Source organism: Nocardioides ginsengisegetis (genome assembly GCF_014138045.1).
In the GTDB taxonomy this organism is placed as follows: Bacteria; Actinomycetota; Actinomycetes; order Propionibacteriales; family Nocardioidaceae; genus Nocardioides; species Nocardioides ginsengisegetis.
In genome coordinates, this window is record NZ_JACGXA010000001.1 from 1,717,367 (window position 1) to 1,739,107 (window position 21,741).

At 72.5% G+C, this 21,741-nt stretch carries 14 protein-coding genes; 6 read left to right on the forward strand and 8 right to left on the reverse strand.

Going from position 1 to position 21,741, the window contains the following annotated elements; translation table 11 throughout:
* Positions 1 to 86 precede the first annotated feature (86 nt).
* Together gcvP and FB382_RS08180 are read left to right on the forward strand one after the other, a co-directional pair.
* Positions 87 to 2,969 carry an aminomethyl-transferring glycine dehydrogenase gene (gcvP, locus tag FB382_RS08175; RefSeq protein WP_425490064.1) on the forward strand — a complete coding sequence of 961 codons (2,883 nt, stop codon included), beginning with the start codon at positions 87 to 89 and terminating at the stop codon, positions 2,967 to 2,969.
* Complete coding sequence (locus tag FB382_RS08180) at positions 2,966 to 4,249, forward strand: serine hydrolase (protein WP_182538274.1); 1,284 nt, start codon at positions 2,966 to 2,968, stop codon at positions 4,247 to 4,249. Before gcvP ends, FB382_RS08180 begins: the two co-directional genes overlap by 4 nt.
* A gap of 25 nt (positions 4,250 to 4,274) precedes the next feature.
* Here FB382_RS08180 and FB382_RS08185 read toward each other — a convergent pair whose 3' ends face one another.
* Complete coding sequence (locus tag FB382_RS08185) at positions 4,275 to 4,787, reverse strand: hypothetical protein (RefSeq protein WP_182538276.1); 513 nt, start codon at positions 4,785 to 4,787, stop codon at positions 4,275 to 4,277.
* Positions 4,788 to 4,891: 104 nt separating this feature from the next.
* On the opposite strand from FB382_RS08185, the gene FB382_RS08190 reads away from it, so the two are divergent.
* Entirely contained in the window at positions 4,892 to 5,752 is an 861-nt protein-coding gene (locus tag FB382_RS08190; protein ID WP_182538278.1) for a CHAD domain-containing protein, read from the forward strand.
* Between the two features lie 19 nt (positions 5,753 to 5,771).
* Here FB382_RS08190 and FB382_RS08195 read toward each other — a convergent pair whose 3' ends face one another.
* Complete coding sequence (locus FB382_RS08195) at positions 5,772 to 7,187, reverse strand: metallopeptidase TldD-related protein (RefSeq protein ID WP_182538280.1); 1,416 nt, start codon at positions 7,185 to 7,187, stop codon at positions 5,772 to 5,774.
* Positions 7,187 to 8,704: a TldD/PmbA family protein gene (locus FB382_RS08200; RefSeq protein WP_182538281.1), complete on the reverse strand. Its 1,518-nt coding sequence runs from the start codon at positions 8,702 to 8,704 to the stop codon at positions 7,187 to 7,189. Before FB382_RS08200 ends, FB382_RS08195 begins: the two co-directional genes overlap by 1 nt.
* A 67-nt stretch (positions 8,705 to 8,771) precedes the next feature.
* Here FB382_RS08200 and FB382_RS08205 point away from each other — a divergent pair, with 67 nt between their 5' ends.
* Positions 8,772 to 9,461, forward strand: coding sequence for a sulfotransferase family protein (locus FB382_RS08205; RefSeq protein WP_182538282.1), 690 nt, complete (start codon positions 8,772 to 8,774; stop codon positions 9,459 to 9,461).
* Between the two features lie 16 nt (positions 9,462 to 9,477).
* Here the strand turns inward: FB382_RS08205 and FB382_RS08210 are convergent, their stop codons facing one another.
* From FB382_RS08210 to pepN, 5 genes are read right to left on the reverse strand one after another with little or no spacing between them, the layout of a single operon-like run.
* On the reverse strand, positions 9,478 to 10,239 hold the full coding sequence (locus tag FB382_RS08210) for a methyltransferase domain-containing protein (RefSeq protein ID WP_182538283.1): 762 nt from the start codon (positions 10,237 to 10,239) through the stop codon (positions 9,478 to 9,480).
* Positions 10,240 to 10,264: 25 nt separating this feature from the next.
* Positions 10,265 to 13,234 carry an AAA family ATPase gene (locus tag FB382_RS08215; RefSeq protein WP_182538284.1) on the reverse strand — a complete coding sequence of 990 codons (2,970 nt, stop codon included), beginning with the start codon at positions 13,232 to 13,234 and terminating at the stop codon, positions 10,265 to 10,267.
* Entirely contained in the window at positions 13,234 to 14,424 is a 1,191-nt protein-coding gene (locus FB382_RS08220) for an exonuclease SbcCD subunit D (RefSeq protein WP_182538285.1), read from the reverse strand. Before FB382_RS08220 ends, FB382_RS08215 begins: the two co-directional genes overlap by 1 nt.
* A 55-nt stretch (positions 14,425 to 14,479) precedes the next feature.
* Positions 14,480 to 15,307 (reverse strand): formate dehydrogenase accessory sulfurtransferase FdhD, encoded by an 828-nt coding sequence (locus tag FB382_RS08225; RefSeq protein WP_182538286.1) that lies wholly within the window; start codon positions 15,305 to 15,307, stop codon positions 14,480 to 14,482.
* Positions 15,304 to 17,772, reverse strand: a complete 2,469-nt coding sequence (pepN, locus tag FB382_RS08230; RefSeq protein WP_343055526.1) for an aminopeptidase N — start codon at positions 17,770 to 17,772, stop codon at positions 15,304 to 15,306. The genes FB382_RS08225 and pepN overlap by 4 nt, the downstream gene beginning before the upstream one ends.
* 205 nt (positions 17,773 to 17,977) lie before the next feature.
* Between pepN and FB382_RS08235 the strand changes: the two genes are divergently transcribed.
* The gene (locus FB382_RS08235; RefSeq protein WP_182538289.1) at positions 17,978 to 19,735 is read left to right on the forward strand and encodes a SpoIVB peptidase S55 domain-containing protein; all 1,758 of its coding nucleotides are present in this window, start codon (positions 17,978 to 17,980) and stop codon (positions 19,733 to 19,735) included.
* A gap of 74 nt (positions 19,736 to 19,809) precedes the next feature.
* Complete coding sequence (locus FB382_RS08240; protein WP_343055527.1) at positions 19,810 to 21,498, forward strand: aminotransferase class V-fold PLP-dependent enzyme; 1,689 nt, start codon at positions 19,810 to 19,812, stop codon at positions 21,496 to 21,498.
* Positions 21,499 to 21,741 lie beyond the last annotated feature (243 nt).

Sequence of the window (21,741 nt, forward strand, 5' to 3'; positions counted from 1 at the left end):
GCAACTCTGGAGATCGCCCCCGCACCGGGGAGCCGGACGACAGAGGGGGAGGCGACCCGATCGACCGCTGATCCGAGGAGCCACCCGTGTCCGACGCCCCCCGCCACCAGGGACAGTCGCTGTCCGAGCTCGACGGCGCCCTGCCGTTCGTCGAGCGCCACATCGGGCTGCGCCCCGACGACGAGACCGCGATGCTCAAGCACCTGGGCTTCGCCTCGCTCGAGGCGCTCATGGAGGCGGCCGTGCCCGGCGGCATCCGCGCCGCCGCGGAGCTGGACCTGCCGGCCCCGCTGACCGAGGAGGCGGCCGCTCGCGAGCTGCGCGCCATCGCCGCGGCCAACCGACCGGGGGAGACGATGATCGGCCTGGGCTACCACGGCACGATCACGCCGCCCGTCGTCCGTCGCAACGTGCTCGAGGACCCGAGCTGGTACACCGCCTACACGCCGTACCAGCCGGAGATCTCGCAAGGCCGCCTCGAGGCCCTCATCAACTTCCAGACCGTCATCGGCGACCTCACCGGGCTCCCGACGGCCAACGCGTCCCTGCTCGACGAGGGCACCGCGGCCGCCGAGGCCATGACGCTCGTACGCCGCGGCAACCGCAAGGCGTCCGGTCCCTTCGTCGTCGACGCCGACGCCCTGCCCCAGACCATCGACGTCGTGCGCACCCGCGCCGAGGCGATGGGCATCGACGTGGTCGTCGCCGACCTGACCGACGGGCTGCCCGACGGTGAGCTGTGCGGCGTCCTGGTGCAGTACCCCGGCGCGTCCGGCCGGGTGCTGGACCCCCGCCCCGTCATCGAGGCGGTCCACGAGCGCAACGGGCTCGCGGTCGTCGCGGCCGACCTGCTCGCGCTCACCCTGCTGGAGTCGCCGGGCCAGCTCGGTGCCGACGTCGTGGTGGGCTCCTCGCAGCGCTTCGGCGTGCCGCTGTTCTACGGCGGCCCGCACGCCGGCTTCATGGCGGTCGCCGCGGGGCTCGAGCGGCACCTGCCGGGGCGCCTGGTGGGTGTCTCCGTCGACGCCGAGGGCCGACCGGCCTACCGGCTCGCACTGCAGACCCGCGAGCAGCACATCCGCCGGGACAAGGCGACGTCCAACATCTGCACCGCGCAGGTCCTGCTGGCGGTCGTGGCCTCCATGTACGCCGTCTACCACGGCCCCGACGGCCTGCGGGCGATCGCGACCCGCGCCCACCGCTACGCCGCCGTGCTCGCCGCGGCCCTCGTTGCCGGTGGGGTGGAGGTCGAGCACCAGGACTTCTTCGACACCCTGACCGTGTCGGTCCCCGGCCGCGCGGCCGAGGTCGTCGCCGCCGCCCGCACCTACGGACTGCAGCTGCGCCTCGTCGATGCCGACCGGGTCGGTATCTCCACCTCGGAGACCACCACCCGGTCCACGGTCACCAGTGTCCTCAAGGCCTTCGGCGTCGGCGGCGACATCGCGGCCCTCGACGCGGCCACGCCGGACGCCCTGCCCGAGCCGCTGCGTCGTACGACCGAGTTCCTCACCCACGAGGTGTTCTCGACCCACCACAGCGAGACCGCGATGCTGCGCTACCTGCGCCGCCTCTCGGCCCGCGACTACGCGCTCGACCGCGGCATGATCCCGCTGGGCTCGTGCACGATGAAGCTCAACGCGACCACGGAGATGGAGCCGGTGTCGCTGCCTGGCTTCGCCGACCTGCACCCCTTCGCCCCGGCCGAGGACGCGGCCGGCTACCGACAGCTCGTCGACGAGCTCGAGGGCTGGCTGGCCGAGGTGACGGGCTACGACCGCGTCTCGATCCAGCCCAACGCCGGCTCGCAGGGTGAGCTCGCCGGGCTGCTCGCGATCCGCGGCTACCACCTCGCCAACGGTGACGCCGGGCGCAACGTGTGCCTGATCCCGTCGTCGGCGCACGGCACCAACGCCGCCTCCGCGGTGATGGCCGGCATGAAGGTGGTCGTGGTCAAGGCCGCCGACGACGGCGCGGTCGACCTCGACGACCTCCGTGCCCAGTGCGACAAGCATGCCGAGGACCTGGCCGCGATCATGGTCACCTACCCCTCGACGCACGGCGCCTACGAGGACACCATCACGCAGCTCTGCGAGATCGTGCACGCCCACGGTGGCCAGGTCTACGTCGACGGCGCCAACCTCAACGCGCTGCTCGGCTACGCCAAGCCGGGCGAGTTCGGCGGCGACGTCTCCCACCTGAACCTCCACAAGACCTTCTGCATCCCGCACGGTGGCGGCGGCCCCGGCGTCGGCCCGGTGGCGGTGCGCGCGCACCTCGCGCCGTTCCTGCCCTCGCACGCCATGCACCCCGAGGAGGCCAAGCGTTCGGGCATCGGCCCGATCAGCGCCGCGCCCTACGGGTCCGCCGGCATCCTGCCGATCTCGTGGGCCTACATCCGGCTCATGGGGGCGGCCGGCCTGACCCGCGCGACGGCGACCGCCGTCCTGTCGGCCAACTACATCGCCGCGCGGCTCGGGGAGCACTACCCGGTGCTCTACAAGGGCCACGGCGGCCTGGTCGCCCACGAGTGCATCCTCGACGTCCGGGGCCTGACCAAGGACACCGGCGTGAGCGTCGACGACGTGGCCAAGCGCCTCATCGACTACGGCTTCCATGCGCCGACCATGTCGTTCCCCGTCGCGGGCACCCTGATGGTCGAGCCCACGGAGTCCGAGGACCTCGCCGAGATCGACCGCTTCTGCGACGCGATGATCGCCATCAAGGCGGAGATCGACCGCGTTGGGGCGGGGGAGTGGAGCCCCGAGGACTCGCCGCTGCGCGGTGCCCCGCACACCTCGCGCGCGCTGGTCGGCGACTGGGACCGCCCCTACTCCCGCGAGCTCGCGGTCTTCCCGACCGGCATCGACCCGGACAAGTACTGGCCGCCGGTCGCGCGGATCGACCAGGCCTACGGCGACCGCAACCTCGTGTGCGCCTGCCCGCCGCCGGAGGCCTTCGCCGAGTGACCGGCCGGCTGCAGGCGTGCGTCGACGGCTACCAGGCGATCGGCCGGCTGCCGTCGGTCGTCGCCGGCGTGCTGCGCCGGGGAGTGCTGGTCGAGGTCGCCGGGGCCGGTGACGTGCCGGGGCCGGACCCGGCGGACGTGCAGTACCGCATCGGGTCGATCACCAAGACCTTCGTCGCCGTCGCGGTGCTGCAGTGCGTGGCCGACGGGTTGCTCGCCCTCGACGACCCGATCGGTGCCGTCGTGCCCGGGACGGGCTACGCCGACGCGACCGTCGCCGGCCTGCTGGGACACGTGTCCGGGATGCAGAGCGAACCGGTCGGTCCGTGGTGGGAGCGGTCCCCGGGTGTGGGCCTGGACGACCTGCTCGCCGCCAACGACGGCACCGGCGCGGTGGCCGACCCGGGGGAGTACTTCCACTACAGCAACCTCGGCTTCGCCCTCCTCGGTGAGGCGGTGGCCCGGCTGCGCGGGCAGTCGTGGTGGGACGTCACCCGGAGTCGCATCCTCGAGCCGCTCGGCATGGGGCGCACCACGTACCTCCCGGTGGGCCCGTCCGCCCAGGGCTTCAGCGTGGGGCACTTCGCGGGGACCCTGACCCGGGAGCCGCATCAGGACACCGGGGCGATGGCGCCGGCCGGACAGGCGTGGAGCACGGTGCAGGACCTGGCCGCCTGGGGACGCTTCCTGGCCCAGGGCGACCCCCGGGTGCTCGACCTCGACGTCCTCAGGGAGGCCTACCGCCCGGGGCAGCGCGACTACGGACTCGGCTTCCGGGTCGTCGAGGCACACGGGCGCCGGCTCGTCGGTCACACCGGCTCGATGCCGGGCTTCCTCGCCAGCCTCTTCGTCGACCCCGCGACCGGCGACGGCTCGGTCCTGCTGACCAACGCCACGACCGGCCTGGTGACCGACGCCGTGCCGGCGCGGTTGCTGGGCGACGAGCCGGTCGAGCCGGCGGCGCCGTGGACACCGACCGTGCGCGTGCCGGACGCCCTCGCCGGCGTGCCCGGCGTGTGGTTCTGGGGCAACACGGCCTTCGAGCTGCGTTGGCACGACGAGCGGCTGGAGGTGCACAGCCTCGCGCTGCAGAACCGGCAGGACGTCTTCGAGGTCCGGGGCGACCGCGTGGTCGGCGTTGCCGGCTACCACCGGGGCGAGACGCTCCACGTCGTACGTCGTGGCGACGGCTCCGTCTCGCACCTGGACTGCGCGACGTTCGTCTACACGCGGACCCCCTACGACCCCGACGTCGAGATCCCCGGCGGGCATCCCGCCTGAGCGCCGAACGGGCGCGGCCGGCCCGTCACTCGATGTCGGTCTTCGTGGTGGTGAGGTCGTAGAAGAACGCCGTGCCGCAGGCCAGCGGCACGGTGCGGTGCCGCCACGTCAGGGTCAGGTCCTTGGACAGCTTGCGGTGGAAGCCGTCGACCACGACGTGCTGGCCGGCGTCGTCGAACTCGTCGTGGACGGCGATCCGCTTGCCGTAGCGGGCGGCGTGGCCCTCGATGACGGCGCGCTTGCCGCCGACCCGGAGGGCGCCGTGCACCTGCTTGTCCTCGATGAACCCGTCGGCGACCTCCCGGCTGTTGCCGACCTGGTCGTCGCCGTCGCCGATGACCACCTGGATGACGTTGGCGTAGACGTTGTTCTCGTAGAGGCTGGCGTAGACGGGCTTGCCCTTGATCGTGCCGGTGCACTCGATGACGTTGCCCCGCTCGTGGGTCGTGGTGGTCGTCTGGGCGTGCGCGGCCGGAGCGAAGGACGTGCCGAGCGTGGCGACCGCGAGGGCGCCGAGGGCGAGCTGGGTGGTGCGCATGGTGGGGGTTCTCCTTGGTCGGTCCTGCAGTCGTGTCCTGCGGGGTTGTGCGGGGTATACGCACGACGCCCGGGTCCGGTTGCACGGCACAGGATGATGGAGGGGTGAGCGCCGTCCTGAAGGTCGTCCGGGCCCGCCTCATGGCGCACACCGACGCTCTCGCTGACGCCGACGGGGCGATGCGCGCGGGCGACGCCGAGGGCGTGCACGACGCCCGGGTGGCCTGCCGACACCTGCGGGCCGATCTCGCGACGTTCCGCACCGTCCTGGACCGGGCGCGCACCGAGCCGGTGCGCGACGAGCTGGCGTGGCTGGTGCGCGCGCTGTCGGCTGCGCGGGACGCGCACGTCGTCCACGACCGGCTGGCCCACCTCGCCGACCACGAGCTGGCGGTGCACGTCGTCGGCCCGGTGCGTGACCGGCTCGACCTCAGCTATGCCGCGGCCCTGGCGAGCGCCGAGGAGGACGTGCGGGCGACGCTGGCCTCGGAGCGGTACGCCGCGGTAGTTGCCGCGCTCGAGTCCTGGCGCACCGACCCGCCGTGGGCGCCGGGTGCGAAGGGGGTCACCGCCGACGATCTCGAGCCGGAGCTGCGGCGTCACTGGCGCCGGCTGGTGCGCCGCGCCGACCTGGTTGCCGGGGCCGAGGACCGGGACCGGGCCCTGCACGACGTGCGGAAGGCGGCCAAGCGGCTGCGCTACGCCGCCGAGGCCGGCGACGAGCTCTGGGGGGACGAGGCGCGCGAGCTGGCCCGGACCGCCAAGGGCCTGACGCAGGCGCTCGGGGACCACCAGGACACCGTGGTGACGCGCCTCGCGCTCGAGACGCTCGCCGCGGACGCGCGGGTCGACGGGGACAGCGATTTCACGTTCGGCCGGTTGCACGCCCGCGAGCAGGCACGCGCCGTCGAGGCCGATCAGGAGTTCGTGCGCCGGTGGCGACGGGCCCGCCGGCACCACGGGTGATGCGCCTCGATGGTGATGCCTACATCGCCTGGGAGACGCTCGACATGTTGAAGTCCGGGATCCGCAGCGCGGGGGTGGCGGTGCGCGAGAAGTAGTCGTCGCCCCACTCGCGGCTGAAGCTCGGCACCGTGGCGCTCGCGTGGGAGAACCGGTTGAGCAGGTCGACCGGGCTCTCGTTGAACCGGTAGTTGTTGACCGCGCCAGTGATCTCGCCGTTCTCCACGAGGTAGACCCCGTCGCGGGTCAGTCCGGTCAGCAGCAGCGTCTGCTCGTCGACCGCCCGGATGTACCAGAGGCAGGTGAGCAGCAGACCGCGCTCGGTGCCGGCGACCAGGTCGTCGACCGAGCCCCGGCCGCCGTCCACGTCGAGGACCAGGTTGTCGACCATCGGCGTGACCGGCTGCTGGGTCATCGCGGCCGAGTGCCGGGTCTGCAGCAACGAGGTCAGCTCGCCGTCGCGGATCCAGTCGGTCCGGCCGAGCGGCAGCCCGTTGTCGAAGACGGAGCTCTCGTTGCCGGAGGCGCTCGCAGTGACGAACGGGGCACAGGCGAGACCGGGGTAGGACGGGTCGGAGAAGAGGTTGACCCCCGGCTTGGCGATGCGGTCGCCGATGCGGGTGCCGACGCCGCGCTTGGAGTAGACCGACTGGCCCTCGTGGGCGACCCGGGCGCCGGCGTACCAGTAGGCGTCGATCATCAGGTCGGCGACAGCGGTCGGCGGCAGGATGGTGTCGTAGCGACCGGCGGGCAGGTCGACGCGGCGCGACCCCCACCCGAGCCGCTGGGCGACGGTCTGCTCTATCGCGAGGGCGTCGACGTCGGAGAAGTCGCGGGTGGCCCCGCCGACCCAGGCGCTCTGGGTGAGGTCGGCCGTCTTGCCGGTGCAGGCGTAGTGGCCGGTCGGCTGGACGTGACGCAGGCGCAGTCCGGTCGTCGAGCCGAGGTAGGTCGTCACGACCTCGTGGTTGACGAAGCCGTAGAGCACCCGACCCGCACCCGAGGCGTGGCCGAACGCCTCGCCCAGGGCCGGCGCGAAGGCGTCGTACACGTGGATGTCGGTGGCACCGGGCGCCTCGTCCCAGTCGGCGGCCGCGTCGCCGGTCACGAGGTCGTTGGCGTCCTCGGCCGGCGATCCGGCACGGGCGGCGGCGTCCGCCGCCTCGACCAGGGCGGTCACCTGTGCCTGCGAGCTGGCGCTGCCGGACACCGACCCGGTCGAGACCCCCTCGGAGCTCCTGATGAACGAGATGACCGTGACGCTGACGGCGTGCATCACGCCGTTGGTGGTCAGGGTGTTGTTGGCCCAGCGCAGGTTGGCGCTGGTGGAGTTGCGGACGATGACGATGCAGTCGTCGGCCGTCGACGTGGCGACGCCGTGGTCGACGAGGGACTGGGGGGTCATCACGAGCGACGCGCTGGGTGACTGGGTGCTCATCAGTGGCCTGCCTCGTCGTTGGTGTTGAGGATGCGGACGTTGCGGAACAGCGACGTCGGGCAGCCGTGGCTGACGCTGGCGACCTGGCCGGGCTGGGCCTTGCCGCAGTTGAACGCGCCGCCCAGCACCCAGGTCTCCGGGCCGCCGACGGCCTCCATGGAGTTCCAGAAGTCCGTCGTCGTGGCCTGGTAGGCGACGTCGCGGACCTGTCCGACCAGCTCGCCGTCGGTGATCGTGTAGAACCGCTGCCCGGTGAACTGGAAGTTGAAGCGCTGCATGTCGATCGACCAGCTCTTGTCGCCGACGACGTAGATGCCGCGCTCGACCCGGCTGATCAGCTCCTCGGTGCTCGGCCCGTCCTGGGCCGGTTGGAGCGAGACGTTGGCCATCCGCTGGATCGGGATGTGGCCGGGGGAGTCGGCGTAGGCGCAGCCGTTGCTGCGGCCACCGTTGAGCTCGGGCTTCATGTGGCCCATCGCCCGGTCGAGCTGGTAGCCCACGAGGACGCCGTCGCGGACGATGTCCCAGCTCTGGGTCTCGACTCCCTCGTCGTCGTACCCGATCGACGCGAGGCCGTGCTCGACGGTGCGGTCGCCGGTGACGTTCATGACGCCGGAGCCGTATTGCAGCGTGTTGAGCTTGTCGTACGTCGCGAACGAGGTGCCGGCGTAGTTGGCCTCGTAGCCGAGCGCGCGGTCGAGCTCGGTGGCGTGACCGATGGACTCGTGGATGGTCAGCCACAGGTTGGACGGGTGGATGACCAGGTCGTAGGTGCCGGCCTGGACGCTGGGCGCCTTGAGCTTCTCCGCGAGGAGCTCGGGGACCTGCTCGATCTCGTCGTCCCAGTCGTAGAGCGACCTGTCGGTGAGGTACTCCCAGCCACGCCCCGCCGGCGGCGCGATGCTCGCCATCGAGTCGAAGGTGTCGGCCCCGGCGCCCATGGCCTCGAAGGCGGGGTGCAGGCGGACCCGCTGCTGGGTGGTGCGGGTGCCGGCGAGGTCGGCGTAGTACTTGTTCTCCTGCACCTGCTCGAGCGATGCCGACGCGTGGTCAACGGCCGCTCCGGTGCGGAGCCGGTTGGTCCAGTCGATGAGCACCTCGGCCTTGTCGGCCGTGGGCACCTCGAGCGGGTTGACCTCGTAGGGGCTGATCCAGGTGACGTCGTCGTACACCGGCTCGGGAGCGATCTCGACCGGCGAGCTGGTCATCTCCGCGGCGACCAGGGCGACGGCCACGGCGGCGTCGGCGAGCCGCACCGCCTCGTCCGTGGTGAGCACGACGCCGGACGCGAAGCCCCACGCACCGCGATGGATGACCCGCACGGCGAAGCCGAGGTCCTCCCGGTCGCTGGCGCCCTGTAGGACGCCGTCGCGGACGCCGAGGTGCTGGTAGCGGACCCGCTCGAAGCGGAAGTCGGCGTGGGTGACCCCGAGCTCCCGGGCACGCGCGAGCGCGGCGTCGCCGAGCTGGCGGTAGGGGAGTGAGGTGAAGGTCGGATCGAGGCCGGAACCACTCATGGACGGGAACCTATCCGATGGGCGCCACCCGATTTCCCAGCGAAACGGACTCGGTAGGGTGCCGTCCATGAATTCTCCTGCCTGGTTGGGCATCGGCGCGCAGCGATCGGGCACGACGTGGTTCACCGACCTGCTCACGCAACACCCGCAGGTCGGGCTCGGCACCAACGGCAAGAAGGAGCAGCAGCTCCTGCACAAGCTGGCCGACGACCGGATCACCCCGGCGGAGTACCTCGACCTGTTCCCGTCCGACGGCATCCACCGTGGTGACTGGACCCCGCAGTACCTCCGGCACGCCTCGTGCCCCGCGGGCGCCGCGCGGCACGTCCCGGACGCCCCGATCCTGGTGCTGCTCCGCGACCCGGTCGAGCGCTTCCGCTCCTCGATGCGGCTCGCGGCCACGCGCGGCAAGTCGTGGCCCTACCCGGTCCCGATCACGGTGCAGACCTGGAGCGGCTTCTACGCCGACCAGCTCGACGCCTGGGCCTCCCAGGTCGGGCGCGACCGGATGCACGTGATGGTCTACGAGAACATCCGGAAGGACCCGCAGGCCGCGGTCGACACCGTGTGGGGCCTGATCGGCGTCGACCCGGTGCCGCTGCAGGAGGTCGAGCGGGAGTCCGGGTCGTCGTCGAAGGCGGAGTGGGACTGGACGCCGGGACTCAAGGAGTCGCTGCAGGTGATGTACCGGCCGCAGGCCCGGCGCCTCGCCGACGACTGGGGCCTCGACGTCTCGTCCTGGGGCCTGACCGGCTGAGGCAGTCGGACACCCCTCACGTGACCGTCCCGCGGGCCACCCATGCACTCGCGGTGGCGGTGAAGGGTCCGCGCGGCAGCCGGGCCCGGCAGGCCTCGAGGAGCGCCTGCTTGCCGTCGTCGTCCAGACCCGCCACGTAGGCACCGGCCGGCCCCACGCCCAGGGTGTACGGCGCCCACCAGGCGTCGACGTCGTCGTAGTGTCGCTCGACGTCGTGGCGGGTCTCCTCGACATTGCCCAGGCCGGCGGCGCGGAACAGCTCGCCGAGGTGTCCGGCGTTGACGCCGGCGTAGTCGCGCTCGCCGGGGTTGTCCGGGTCGAGCGACTGGACGGCGTCGAAGAACGTCGAGAGCGGTCCCCGACCGCCCCCGTGGTCCCAGACGCTGGCAGCCACGACCCCACCGGGACGGGTCACCCGCGCCATCTCGGCCAGGCCCGCCACCGGATCGGTCATGAAGTGCACGACCAGCTGGGCCAGGGCGTGGTCGACCTCCCCGTCGTCGAGTGGCAACGACTCCGCCCCGGCCTCGGCGACCCGCACGCCCGGGAAGCGATCCGCCGTGGCGGCCACGAACGACGGTGACGGGTCGACGGCGACGACGTGGTCCGCGCCGAGCAGGTCGACCAGCGGACGGGTGAGGATGCCGGGACCGCACCCGACGTCGAGCACGGTCTGGCCGGGCCGCACGCCGGCGTACGCGATCAGTTGGGGCGCCAGTCCGGTCGACCAGGCGCCCATGAACCGCTCGTAGGACTCGGCGGCGACGTCGAAGGTCACGGGTCGAAACTAGCGGCGGCGGGTGTCATCGGGACAGGGCCAGCGTCGACCCGCGTCGGGACTTGGTGACCCGGAGCTGGGTCGGGATCCGGTCGCGCATCTCGGCGACGTGGCTGACCACGCCGACGACCCGGCCGCCGTCGCGCAGCGAGTCGAGGGTGTCCATGACGTCGTCGAGGGTGTCCGCGTCGAGGGAGCCGAAGCCCTCGTCCACGAAGAGGGTGTCCAGGTCGGCGCCGCCGGCCTCCTGCGTGATCACGTCGGCGAGCCCCAGGGCGAGGGCGAGGGAGACCACGAACGTCTCGCCGCCCGAGAGGGTCGCGGGGTCCCGGGACTCCCCGGACCAGTCGTCGCGGACGAGCAGGCTCAGGCCGCCCCGCGTCTCGCCGGCACCCCGTCGCCCGGTGTGCTCGAGCGAGTAGCGCTGGTCGCTCATCCGCGCCAGGCGCTCGTTGGCGGCCGCCACGACCTGGGAGAGCCGGAAGGCGAGCACGTAGGCCGAGAGCCGCATCTGGAGGCGGTTGTCGGGGGACTTGCCCTCCACGAACGCGGACAGGCGCGTCGTCACGTCGAGCTCGTGGCGCAGCGGCGCCCAGGCGACGAGCGCGGCCTCGAGCTCGCGGGCCAGGGCGGTGAGCCGCTGGTGGCGGCCGGCCCAGCGGGATTCGAGGGTGCGCCCGTCTCCGAGCGCGGCCAGCGCCTCGGCGTGGGTGTGCTGCAGCGCGACGAGGTCGACGGTCTCGCTGGCGAGGAGCTCCGCGGCTCCCGGCTCGGCGAGCAGCGCGGTCACGGCCGCGAGCTTGCGCTCGTGCTCGGTGACGCGGCGGTCGAGAGCCGCGATCTCCTGGACGTCGAGACGGGCCGCGACCGCGGCCTCGGTGGATTCGAACCCGGACTCCCGGGCCGCCTCGGCGAGGGCCCGGTCGGCATCATGCCGGGCGTCGGCCGCGATGGCGAGGCCCACGATGGCGTCGGCGGCGCGGTGAGCCGTGTCGGCCCGGTCGGCGAGGTCGTCGAGGAGTCGGGTCAGGGAGGAGGCACCCGTGCCGGCCAGCAGGTGATCGACCTCGGCACGCAGCGAGCCGGACTCCGCACGCAGCGCTGTGAGGCTGGTCGCGAGGGACTCGGCCCGCAGCTCGGCCTCACGGATCTCCGCCCCGAGCCGTACGTCGTCGGCCTCGAGCGTGGCGACCGCATCGAGGCGGGCCGTCGCCTCGCCGGCGCAGGCCCGGAGCCGCTCGAGCCCGGAAGCCTCGTCGTCCGCCCGGGCCTGCAACACCGCGGCCGGGTCGGGCCCGGCCTGCTGGCGGAGCACCGCCAGGCGGGTGCCGAGGTCGCGGACCCGCTCGTCGTGCAGGTGCTCGGTGGCCTTGGCGTCGTCGAGCGCCTTGAGGGCGGCCTTCTCGGCGGCGGCGTCGGGCGCGTCGGGGTGGGAGGTGGCCTTGTGGGGATGGTCCGCGGAGCCGCACACCGGGCAGCAGGCGCCCACCGCGAGCGCGCCGGCGATCTCGGCGGCCATCCCGTCGAGTCGGGCCTCGCGGAGGTCCAGCCAGCGCTCGCGCAGCTCCACGGCGGCAGCCGAGGCATCGGCGAGCGCCTGGCGCGCCGCGTCCAGCTGTGTCTCCACGGACAGCAGGTCCCGGTGGGCCCGCAGACGGCCGTGCAGGTCGGCGACCCGCGCCTCGACGGCCGGGGCGCCGGCCGCGGCAGCCGTGGCTTCCTGGGCGGACGCCCGCGCGGCGACCAGGCGCTCGGGCAGTGCAGCGCGCTCGCGTGACAGGGCGGTCAGCCGCGTCGCCACCTCGGCCTGCTCGCGCTCGGCACCGACCGCCCGCTCGTCGACCTCGCGCATCCGCGCCTCGCGGGGCAGCGCGGCCCGCACGGCGGCGGCCTTGTCGAGCGCGTCACCCGCCGCGGCCGCCAGGGTGTCGGCGTCGACGACGAGCAACCCGAGCACGTCGCCGGCCCGCTCGGTCGTCGCGTGCGCCAACGCCTCCGCGCGGAGGTGCGCGGATGTCGCGGTGGTGGCCAGGCGGTGGAGGGGGACGACGCCGGCGGCACGCCGGGCCGCGTCGAGCGAGGCCACGGCGGTCGCGTGCTGGTCGGCCATCGCGTCGATCCGGTCGCGCTCGGCGGCGGCGGCCTCGAGGCGGCGACGCCGGTCGACGACGGCGCGGGCCTGCTCGAGGTGGGTGCGGGTCTCCTGCTCGTGACCCGCCGCAACGAGGACAGCAGCGGCGGCCCGGTCGCGGCGCTCGAGGGCGTCGGCCACCAGCGCCGTGGCCCAGGGCTGCAGGTCGGCGACCTCCCAGTCCTCGGGGACCGGCACGTCGGCGGTCTCGCTCAGGCGGCTGACCAGGTCGGCGATGCCCTGCCGGGACATGTCGGAGGTGCGGCGCAGGGCGATGCGGCGGTCGCGCAGCCAGCCCTCGACCTGCTCGAACCGGCCGGTGCGGAACAGCTGCTGGAGCAGCTTGTGGCGCTCGTCGGAGCGGGCCCGGAGGAAGGCCTGGAACCGGCCCTGGGGCAGCATGGCGACCTGGGTGAACTGGGTGACGTTCATGCCGACGAGGCGGGTCACGAGGTGGCCGGTCTCGTCCAGCCGCGAGGACAGCGGCTGCCACTCGCCGTCGACCCGCTCGGACAGGGTGACCGAGGCCTGCTCGGTCGTGAAGCCGCTGCCGCGCTTCTTGGGTCGCTCCCAGGCGGGGGAGCGGACCAGCCGGAACCGGCGGCCGGACAGGGTGGTCTCGAGCGTGACGCGCGGGCGTACGCCGGGCGCCGCCTGGTCGGACCGCAGCCGGCGCGCGGCGTTGCGGTCGCCGGGGACGTCGCCGTAGAGCGCGAAGCAGACCGCGTCGAGGACGCTCGTCTTGCCGGCACCGGTCGCGCCGGAGAGCAGGAAGAGCCCGGCGTCGGAGAGGTGGTCGAAGTCCACGGTGACGGTGTCGGCGAACGGCCCGAAGGCGGTGACCTCGAGCAGGTGGAGGCGCATCAGGCCTCCCGGTCCGGGGAAGCGGGGACGAGGACGTCGAAGTCGGGGTCCTCGCAGCAGGCGTCGACGGCCTGCTGGAGCAGCGCGGACTCCTCCTGGGTGGCTCCGGTGCCGCGCATGTCGCCGACGAAGTCGAGGGCGATCCGGTGGTCGGAGCGGCCCTGGGTGCGGGCCAGGGGCAGCTCCGAGCGGTCCCCGGACGCGGGCTCGAAGGAGAGGACGAGGGTGTGTCGGAAGCGCCGACGCAGCTGCTCCATCGCCTGAAGCGGACGGACGTCGTCGGTGAGGGTGGCCTGCACCCACGACCCCTCGTGGGTGTCGTGAGCCGGGTCGTCGAGCAGCTCCGCGAGCGTGCCCCGCAGGCGGGCCAGCGGACGCGGGACGGGCGCGGGGACGAAGTCGGCCGACTCGACACCGTCGGCGCCGAGCTCCACCAGCCACGAGCCCTTGACCTGGGTCGCCTCGGAGAAGGAGTAGGCCAGCGGGGAGCCGCTGTAGCGCACCGTGTCGGTGAGCGTGTGGCGCCCGTGGAGGTGGCCGAGGGCGGTGTAGGAGATGCCGTCGAAGACCGACGTCGGCACCATCGAGACGCCACCGACGGAGATGTCGCGCTCGGAGTCGCTGGGCCGGACCGGGTCGGGCCCGCCGGCGACGAAGGCGTGCGCCAGCACGACCGACCGGGTCGCGGAGGATCGCGTGGCGAGGTCGGCCCGGACCCGTCGCATCGCCTCGGTCAGCGCGGCCTCGTGCGAGCGCGCTGACAGCCCCCACGGCTCACGCACCGCGTCGGGGTCGAGGTAGGGGAGCCCGTGGACCGCGACCGGCCCGTGCCGGTCCTCGAGCAGCACCGGGGTGCCGATGGCGGAGGCGTCGGTGCGGATGAAGACCCCCGCCGCGTCGATCAGCCGCGAGCTGAACCCGAGTCGCTGGGCGGAGTCGTGGTTGCCGCTGGTGATGACGACCCGGGCCCGCGAGGCGGCCAGCCGGGCGAGGGCCTCGTCGGCGAGGCGGACCGCGTCGACGTGGGGCAGCGCCCGGTCGTAGACGTCACCGGCGACGACCACGAGGTCGACCTGCTCCGACGCCACGACGGCGAGCAGGTGGTCGACGTACGACGCCTGGTGCTCGAGCATCCCCTCACGGTGGAACGACCGGCCGAGGTGCCAGTCGGAGGTGTGGAGGATGCGCATGCGACCAACCTAGGAACCACCACCGACACTCCTGCGCACCCACGCCGGAGCGACCTCAGGTGTAGCGGACGCAACGCTCCCCGGAGGTGAAGCCGAACAGCGCCAGGCCGGACTCCCGGGCCAGCGCGACCGACAGCGACGTCGGTGCCCCGACGGCCACCAGCGACCCGACGCCGGCGGCGATCGCCTTCTGCACGAGCTCGAACCCGGCCCGCCCGGAGACGACCAGCACCGCCTCGGCGGGGGAGTCGCCGGCGAGCACCCGGGCGCCGGTCACCTTGTCGACGGCGTTGTGCCGCCCCACGTCCTCCCGGACGACCAGGGCCTCGCCCGCGGCGGTGAACAGTCCCGCGGCGTGCACACCCCCGGTCCGGGAGAACACCGCCTGGCCAGCCCGCAGCAGCCCGGGCAGCGAGCGGACCACGTCGGGGGTGGGCAGCTCCCCGGACCATGGTTCCGCACGAGGCGCGGCCAGGGCCGCGGTGACGCTGTCCTTGCCGCACACCCCGCAGGCCGAGGACCCGCTCGACTCGGCGGCGTGCCGGTGGCCCGGGTCGTGCAGCGGCGGGGCGGCAAGGGTGACCGTGACGACGTTGAACTCCTGCTCCGGTGCCAGGTCGGCGTCGGTGCAGTAGGCGACGCCCTGCACGGACCGGGTGAGGCCCTCGTGCACCAGCCACCCGGTCGCGAGCTCGAAGTCGTGTCCGGGCGTGCGCATGGTGACCCAGACCCGCCTGGCCGGTGCACCCGGCCAGGCGAGCCGGATCTCGAGCGGCTCCTCCGTGACGAGCCGGTCCTCGCGGGCGTGCTCGCCGGTGGGGGTCAGCTCGTGCACGCGGGTCCGGACCGTGGGACCCGGACGCCGCGCGCGGTCGGGGGTCATGACGCCGGGAACGCCTGACGGATCGCCAGCCGGCGCTGGAGCTCGTCGGTCGCGTCGACGACCCGGCGACGGACCGAGAGGTCCAGCCCGTCGCTGTCGATGAAGGCCTTCGCGGCCGCCACCGTCTCCGCCGTCAGGGAGGTGGAGGGGAAGAACACGGCGGCGGTGTCGGCCAGCACCCAGCCGCTGCGCTTCTCGACGGTGCCGGGCAGGTCGGCGAAGTAGCGCTCGACGTACGGCTCGGTGAGGTGCTCCTGGCCCGAGCGCCACATGCCGACGCCGGCGGCCTCCAGCTCGTAGTTGGGTACGTCGACCTCGCCGGTGAACCGGGCCCACGCCCACGCCTTCGCCTCGGCGTCGGGCAGCGAGGCCATGGCCTTGGTGTGCTCGACCCGCGAACGGGCCGTCGGCTCGGCGTCCAGCGCCGCCTGGAGCTCCTCGCGGTCGGTCTCGCCGAGCACGGCGAGCTGCACCAGGATGCGCCAGCGCAGGTCGAGGTCGAGGCCGATGCCGTCCGGCAGCACCCGGCCCTCGAGCCAGGAGCGGAGCTGGCCGGGGTCGGTCGAGGTGGACACGGCCGCCTGGAAGGCCGACAGCTGCAGCGTCGAGCCTGCGGCCGCGGAGGTGACCTTGCTCATCGCGGCGTCGTGGATGCGGCGCAGTGCCGAGGCCGGCTCGGGCGCCAGCGGGGCGACCTTCGCGACGGCCCACGGCATCGTGTAGAACACCGCGTCGTCGCTGTCCTCGACCGGCAGGCCGGCCTCGAGCAGGTCGATCACGTCGGCCGGCGCGATCGCGGCGTTGTGGAAGGCGCTGCGCACGTTGTTCCAGACACCCGCGCGCAGAAGGGTGTCGTCGGTCGACGGGAGCAGGCCCTTGAGCGCCGCGACCGTCACGTCGTCGGGCTGGACCAGGGCCCAGGTGTCCTCGTAGGGGTCGAGCAGGAAGGCCGAGTCACCGGCCTCCACGGGCGTCTCCGGGCCCGTGATGGACAGCGTCGACGTCTCCCACTTGCCGTCGACCGCGCGCGCGACCCGCAGGGTGTGCGGCCGGTCGGCGGGGTGGTCGGCCGGCGGCGTGCGACGTACGACGCCGGCGGCCCGGTCGAGCACGATCTGGTCCGGCCCGGCGGTGCGCAGCCAGTGGGAGGTGAAGGAGGAGAGGTCGCCCGCCCCGGCCTGCTCCCAGCTCGTGAACAGGTCGTGCATCGTCGCGTTGCCGAAGCGGTGCTTGGTGAAGTGGTCGATCACGCCGGCGAAGAACACCTCGTCGCCCAGCGTCGCGTTGAGCTGCTTGAGGATGCTCGAGCCCTTGGCGTAGGAGATGCCGTCGAAGTTCTGGAGGGCCGAGAGGGCGTCCTCGGCCCCGTTGCCGGCGACCGGGTGGGTGCTGGGCCGCTGGTCGGCGACGAGGCCCCACTGGCGCCGGGCGTAGGCGTTGTGGGTCCACGCGTCGTCGTACTCGGTGACGTCGGCGGTGACGCGGTTGCCCATGTACTCGGCGAACGACTCGTTGAGCCAGAGGTCGTCCCACCACTTGGGGGTGACGATGTTGCCGAACCACTGGTGGGCCATCTCGTGGGCCACCGTGGTCGCGCGCTGGATGCGGACCCCGCGGGTCACGCGGGAGGAGAAGATCAGCGGGTCGCGGAACGTCACGCAGCCGGGGTTCTCCATGGCGCCGGCGTTGAACTCCGGGACGAACGCCTGGTGGTAGTTGCCGAACGGGTAGCGGATCCCGAACAGCCGGTGGAACTCGTCGAAGCACTGCTTGGTCATCGTGAACAGCTCGTCGGCGTCGGCGTCGAGGTCGCGCGCGATGCTGGCGCGGGCCGACAGGCCCAGCGCGATGCCGTCGTGGTCGTCGGTGAGCAGGTGGTAGGGCCCGGCGACCAGCGTCACGAAGTACGTCGACAGCGGCTGGGTCGTCTCGAACTCCCAGGTGCCGGGCTCGACCTGCGTGCCCGGGGCATTGCCGACGACCACCCAGTCGGTGGGTGCGGTGACGTGGAAGGTGTAGGGCGCCTTCAGGTCGGGCTGGTCGAAGCACGGGAAGATGCTGGGTGCGGCGTCCATGAAGCACATGCCGTAGACGTAGTGCTTGCCGTCGGCCGGGTCGACGCTGCGGTGCAGGCCCTCCCCGTCGTTGCGGAAGCGCATGACGGCGTCGACGACCAGCTCGTTGGCGCCGGCGACCGTGTCGAGCGGCAGACGGCCGCGCACGAGCGTGTCGACGTCGACGGGGGCGCCGTTGAAGCGGATCTCGCGGACCGACACGGGCTTGAGGTCGATGAAGGTGGGGCCGCCCTGCGACTGGAAGCGCACGGTCGTGACCGACCGGAACGTCTCGTCGGAGCTGGCCAGGTCGAGGCGCACGTCGTAGCCGTCCACGGTGAGGAGGTCGAAGCGCGCGAGCGCCTCCGCGTGCTGGAGGCTCTGCGTGGGAGTCGAGGTGGGATTCGTCACGGCGGTCACCCTAGACGCCGACCGGGCTCCTTGGCACCGAGGTATCGGATCGGCAACGGGTGTTGCCATACCCACCTTCGGGGACGCCACTAGAACCTACGCTCGCGACGGGCGAAACTCGAAGGCAACCAAATGGCGGCCGGAGACGTCCACCTTGCAGAGGGCGTGGTGTCACGCCCCACTTTTCGGGAGAAGGGGCGTCCACATGTCGCACTCGTTCAACAGTCGCCGGGGCCGTGGCCTCGCTGCGCTCACCTCGGTGGCAGGCCTGGCCCTGACCACCGCCACCATCGTCGGCTCGCCGGCCGCACAGTCGGCCCCGCCGGCCGAGGACTGCAAGGCGGCCTTCCCGGTCGCCGACCTCGTCAAGGGTGACGCGGTCTCTGCCCTGTCGGTCACCTCCGGCACCGCGCCCGACACGTTCACCGGCACCGTCCTGGGTGTCCTCGACGACGGCATCGCTCCCGACCTCGACATGGTCATGGTCGAGATGGATGCCCCGAGCCCCGACAAGATCGGCGGCATCTGGCAGGGCATGTCGGGCTCGCCCGTCTACGCCGCGGACGGTCGCCTCATCGGCGCCGTCGCCTACGGCCTCTCGTGGGGTCCGTCCTGGGTCGCCGGCGTCACGCCGTTCGAGGACATGGACGAGTACCTCAACGCCTCCCGTCCCGCCAGCATCAAGGTCACCGACGCCCAGGCCCGCACCATCGCCCGTCACTCCGACGTGACCCAGGCGCAGGCGGCCGAGGGCTTCAGCCAGCTCAAGATGCCGCTCGGCGTCTCCGGTGTCGGCTCCACCCGCCTGGCCAAGGCCGAGCGCAAGGCCGGCGCGCACAGCTGGATCCCGAAGAACACCTACGCCACCGGCAAGGCCGCGGCTCCGGGTGCCGGCGCGACCGAGGAGACCGTGGTCGCCGGCGGCAACCTGGCCGCCTCGCTGTCCTACGGCGACATCACCCAGGGCGGCGTGGGCACCGCGACGTCGGTCTGCGGCGGCAAGGTCGTGGGCTTCGGTCACCCGATGACGTTCCTGGGCGAGACCACGCTGAGCCTGCACCCGGCAGACGCGATCTACATCCAGCCCGAGTCGCTCGGTGCGCCGTTCAAGGTCGCCAACCTCGGCGCCCCGGTCGGCACGATCACCGACGACCACCTGACCGGCATCACCGGCAACTTCGGCGCGCTGCCCGACACCACCGACATCACCTCGTCGGTCACGTTCGGCACCCGCTCGCGCACCGGCACCAGCCACGTCTCGGTCAGCGAGGCCAACGCGTCGACGACCTTCTACCAGCTGATCTCCAACAACGACCGCGTGCTGGACTCCTACACCAAGGGCTCCGGGCTGCTGTCGTGGACGATCAACGGCCACCAGGACGACGGCACGCCGTTCTCCTTCTCGGTCAGCGACCGCTACGCCTCCGACTACGACATCTCCTTCGAGTCGTCCTTCGACCTCGCCGACTTCGTCTGGTCGCTCAGCAACATCCCGGGCGTCAACATCGACGACGTCAGCGCCACGTCGGAGCTGAACAAGGACAACTCGGTCTACCGGGTCAGCAAGATCCAGCAGAAGGTCGCCGGCGAGTGGGTCACCCTCGACCGCAAGCACCCCGCCGTCGCCAAGGCCGGCTCGCAGCTGAACCTCCGTGCCGTCCTCGACAGCGCCACCGGCGACAAGACGGTCCCGCTCTCGGTCAGCGTGCCGGACTCGGCGGCCGGCAGCCGGGGTCGTCTCGAGGTCCTCGGTGGCCTCTACACCTGGTCGCGCAACCAGTACCCCAACACCCTGGGCCAGGCGCAGAAGTACATCGACACCTACGTCCGCAACGACCAGGTGCAGGTGAGCCTCGACCTGTTCAGCCGCAAGGCCGACAAGGAGATCTCCAAGGTCAACACGACCGACGCCCAGGACAAGGTCGTCGCCGGTCGCAAGGCGGTGCGCGTCAAGATCATGTGACGCCACAGCACGACGGATGAGTGGAAGGCGGGCCGGGAGCATCTCCCGGCCCGTCTTCCATCTACTCTGGATCCGTGGAGGAGAAGGAAGCCCTGCTGCGGCTGATCCGGGACTCGGTCATCGGCGAGGACCACGTGATGGAGACGCCGTACGGCGCCCGTCGCGTCACCTACGCCGACTACACCGCGTCGGGCCGCGCGCTGAGCTTCATCGAGGACTTCATCCGCGACGAGGTGCTGACCAGCTACGCCAACACCCACACCGAGTCGAGCGGCACCGGCCTGCAGACCACCCGGCTGCGCGAGGACGCCCGCGCGATCATCCACGAGGCCGTGGGCGGCGACGAGGACACGGTGGTGCTGTTCGCCGGCTCGGGCTGCACGGGCGCGATCGCCAAGCTCATCGGCGTGCTGGGCCTGCGCGTGCCGTCGGTCCTCGAGGACACCCACCACCTCACCGAGCACATCCCGCCGTCGGAGCGACCGGTCGTGTTCATCGGCCCCTACGAGCACCACTCCAACGAGATCCCCTGGCGTGAGTCGATCGCGGACGTGGTCACCATCCACCAGGACGTCGACGGGGGAGTGGACCAGCAGGACCTGCGCGAGCAGCTCGAGAAGTACGCCGACCGGCCGTTGAAGATCGGCTCGTTCTCGGCCGCCTCCAACGTCACCGGGATCGTCTCCGACACGGCCGGCATCTCGACGTTGCTGCACGAGCACGGCGCGCTGAGCTTCTGGGACTTCGCCGCGGCGGCGCCGTACATCGACATCTCGATGCGTGCGGTCGACCCGGATCGCCCGCTGTCCTACAAGGACGCGATCTTCATCTCGCCCCACAAGTTCATCGGCGGCCCGTCCACGCCGGGGGTGCTGGCGGCGCGCCGTGAGCTGTTCGCCAACCGGGTGCCCGACGTCCCCGGCGGCGGCACGGTCGTCTACGTCAACGACGACGACCACCGCTACCTCGACGACCCGACCCACCGCGAGGAGGGCGGGACGCCCGCGATCATCGAGTCGGTCCGCGCGGGGCTGGTCTTCCAGCTCAAGCAGGCCGTCGGCACGACCACGATCCGCGAACAGGAGGACCGCCACCTGAAGCGGGCCATCACCGCCTGGCGGGACGACCCCGGCATCGAGCTGCTCGGCAACCTCGACGCCAAGCGGCTCTCCATCGTCTCCTTCATCATCAAGTCGCCGTCGGGCCGCTTCCTGCACCACAACTACGTCGTGGCGCTGCTCAACGACCTGTTCGGCATCCAGTCGCGCGGCGGCTGCTCGTGCGCCGGTCCCTACGGCCACCGGCTGCTCGGCATCGACCTGGAGCGCTCCCACGAGTTCGAGCGCGAGATCACCGGCGGGTGCGAGGGCATCAAGCCGGGCTGGGTGCGCGTCAACTTCAACTACTTCGTCAGCGACGCGGTCGTGGACTACCTCGTCGAGGCGGTCCGGCTCGTCGCCCGAGACGGCTGGCGGCTGCTGGGCGACTACCGCTTCGACGTCGTGACGGGCCGCTGGCGGCACCGCGACGGCGTGGTCACCCCGCCGCTGAGCCTGCACGACATCTCCTACGCCGGCGGCGTCGCGTCGATGCCCGCCAACCGCGCCACCGGGGGAGAGGAGCTGCTCGTCGAGCACCTCCGCGAGGGCGCCGCGATCCTGGCCGCGGCCGAGGGGCCGGACCTGAGCGGCCACCCCGCCAACGTCAGCGCCGACTTCGAGCACCTGCGGTGGTTCGACCTGCCGGAGAGCGCGCTCGACTGACGGTCCCGGTCCCGGTCCCGGTCCCGGTCCGGGCGCCGAGGGCGCGCCGTTGGTGACCAAACGGTGTGTTACCGGGCCTCCTGGATGCCGTTGGTGACCAAACGGCATGTCGGCGTCACCCCCAGTCGGGGCGGGTGCCCCTGACGCGGCGGGCAGCAGGCTGTCGGCTCGCCGTTTGGTCACCAACGGCACGTCTTGGGCCGGTTTCGTTGCCGTTGGGGACCAAACGGCACGAGCGTGAGA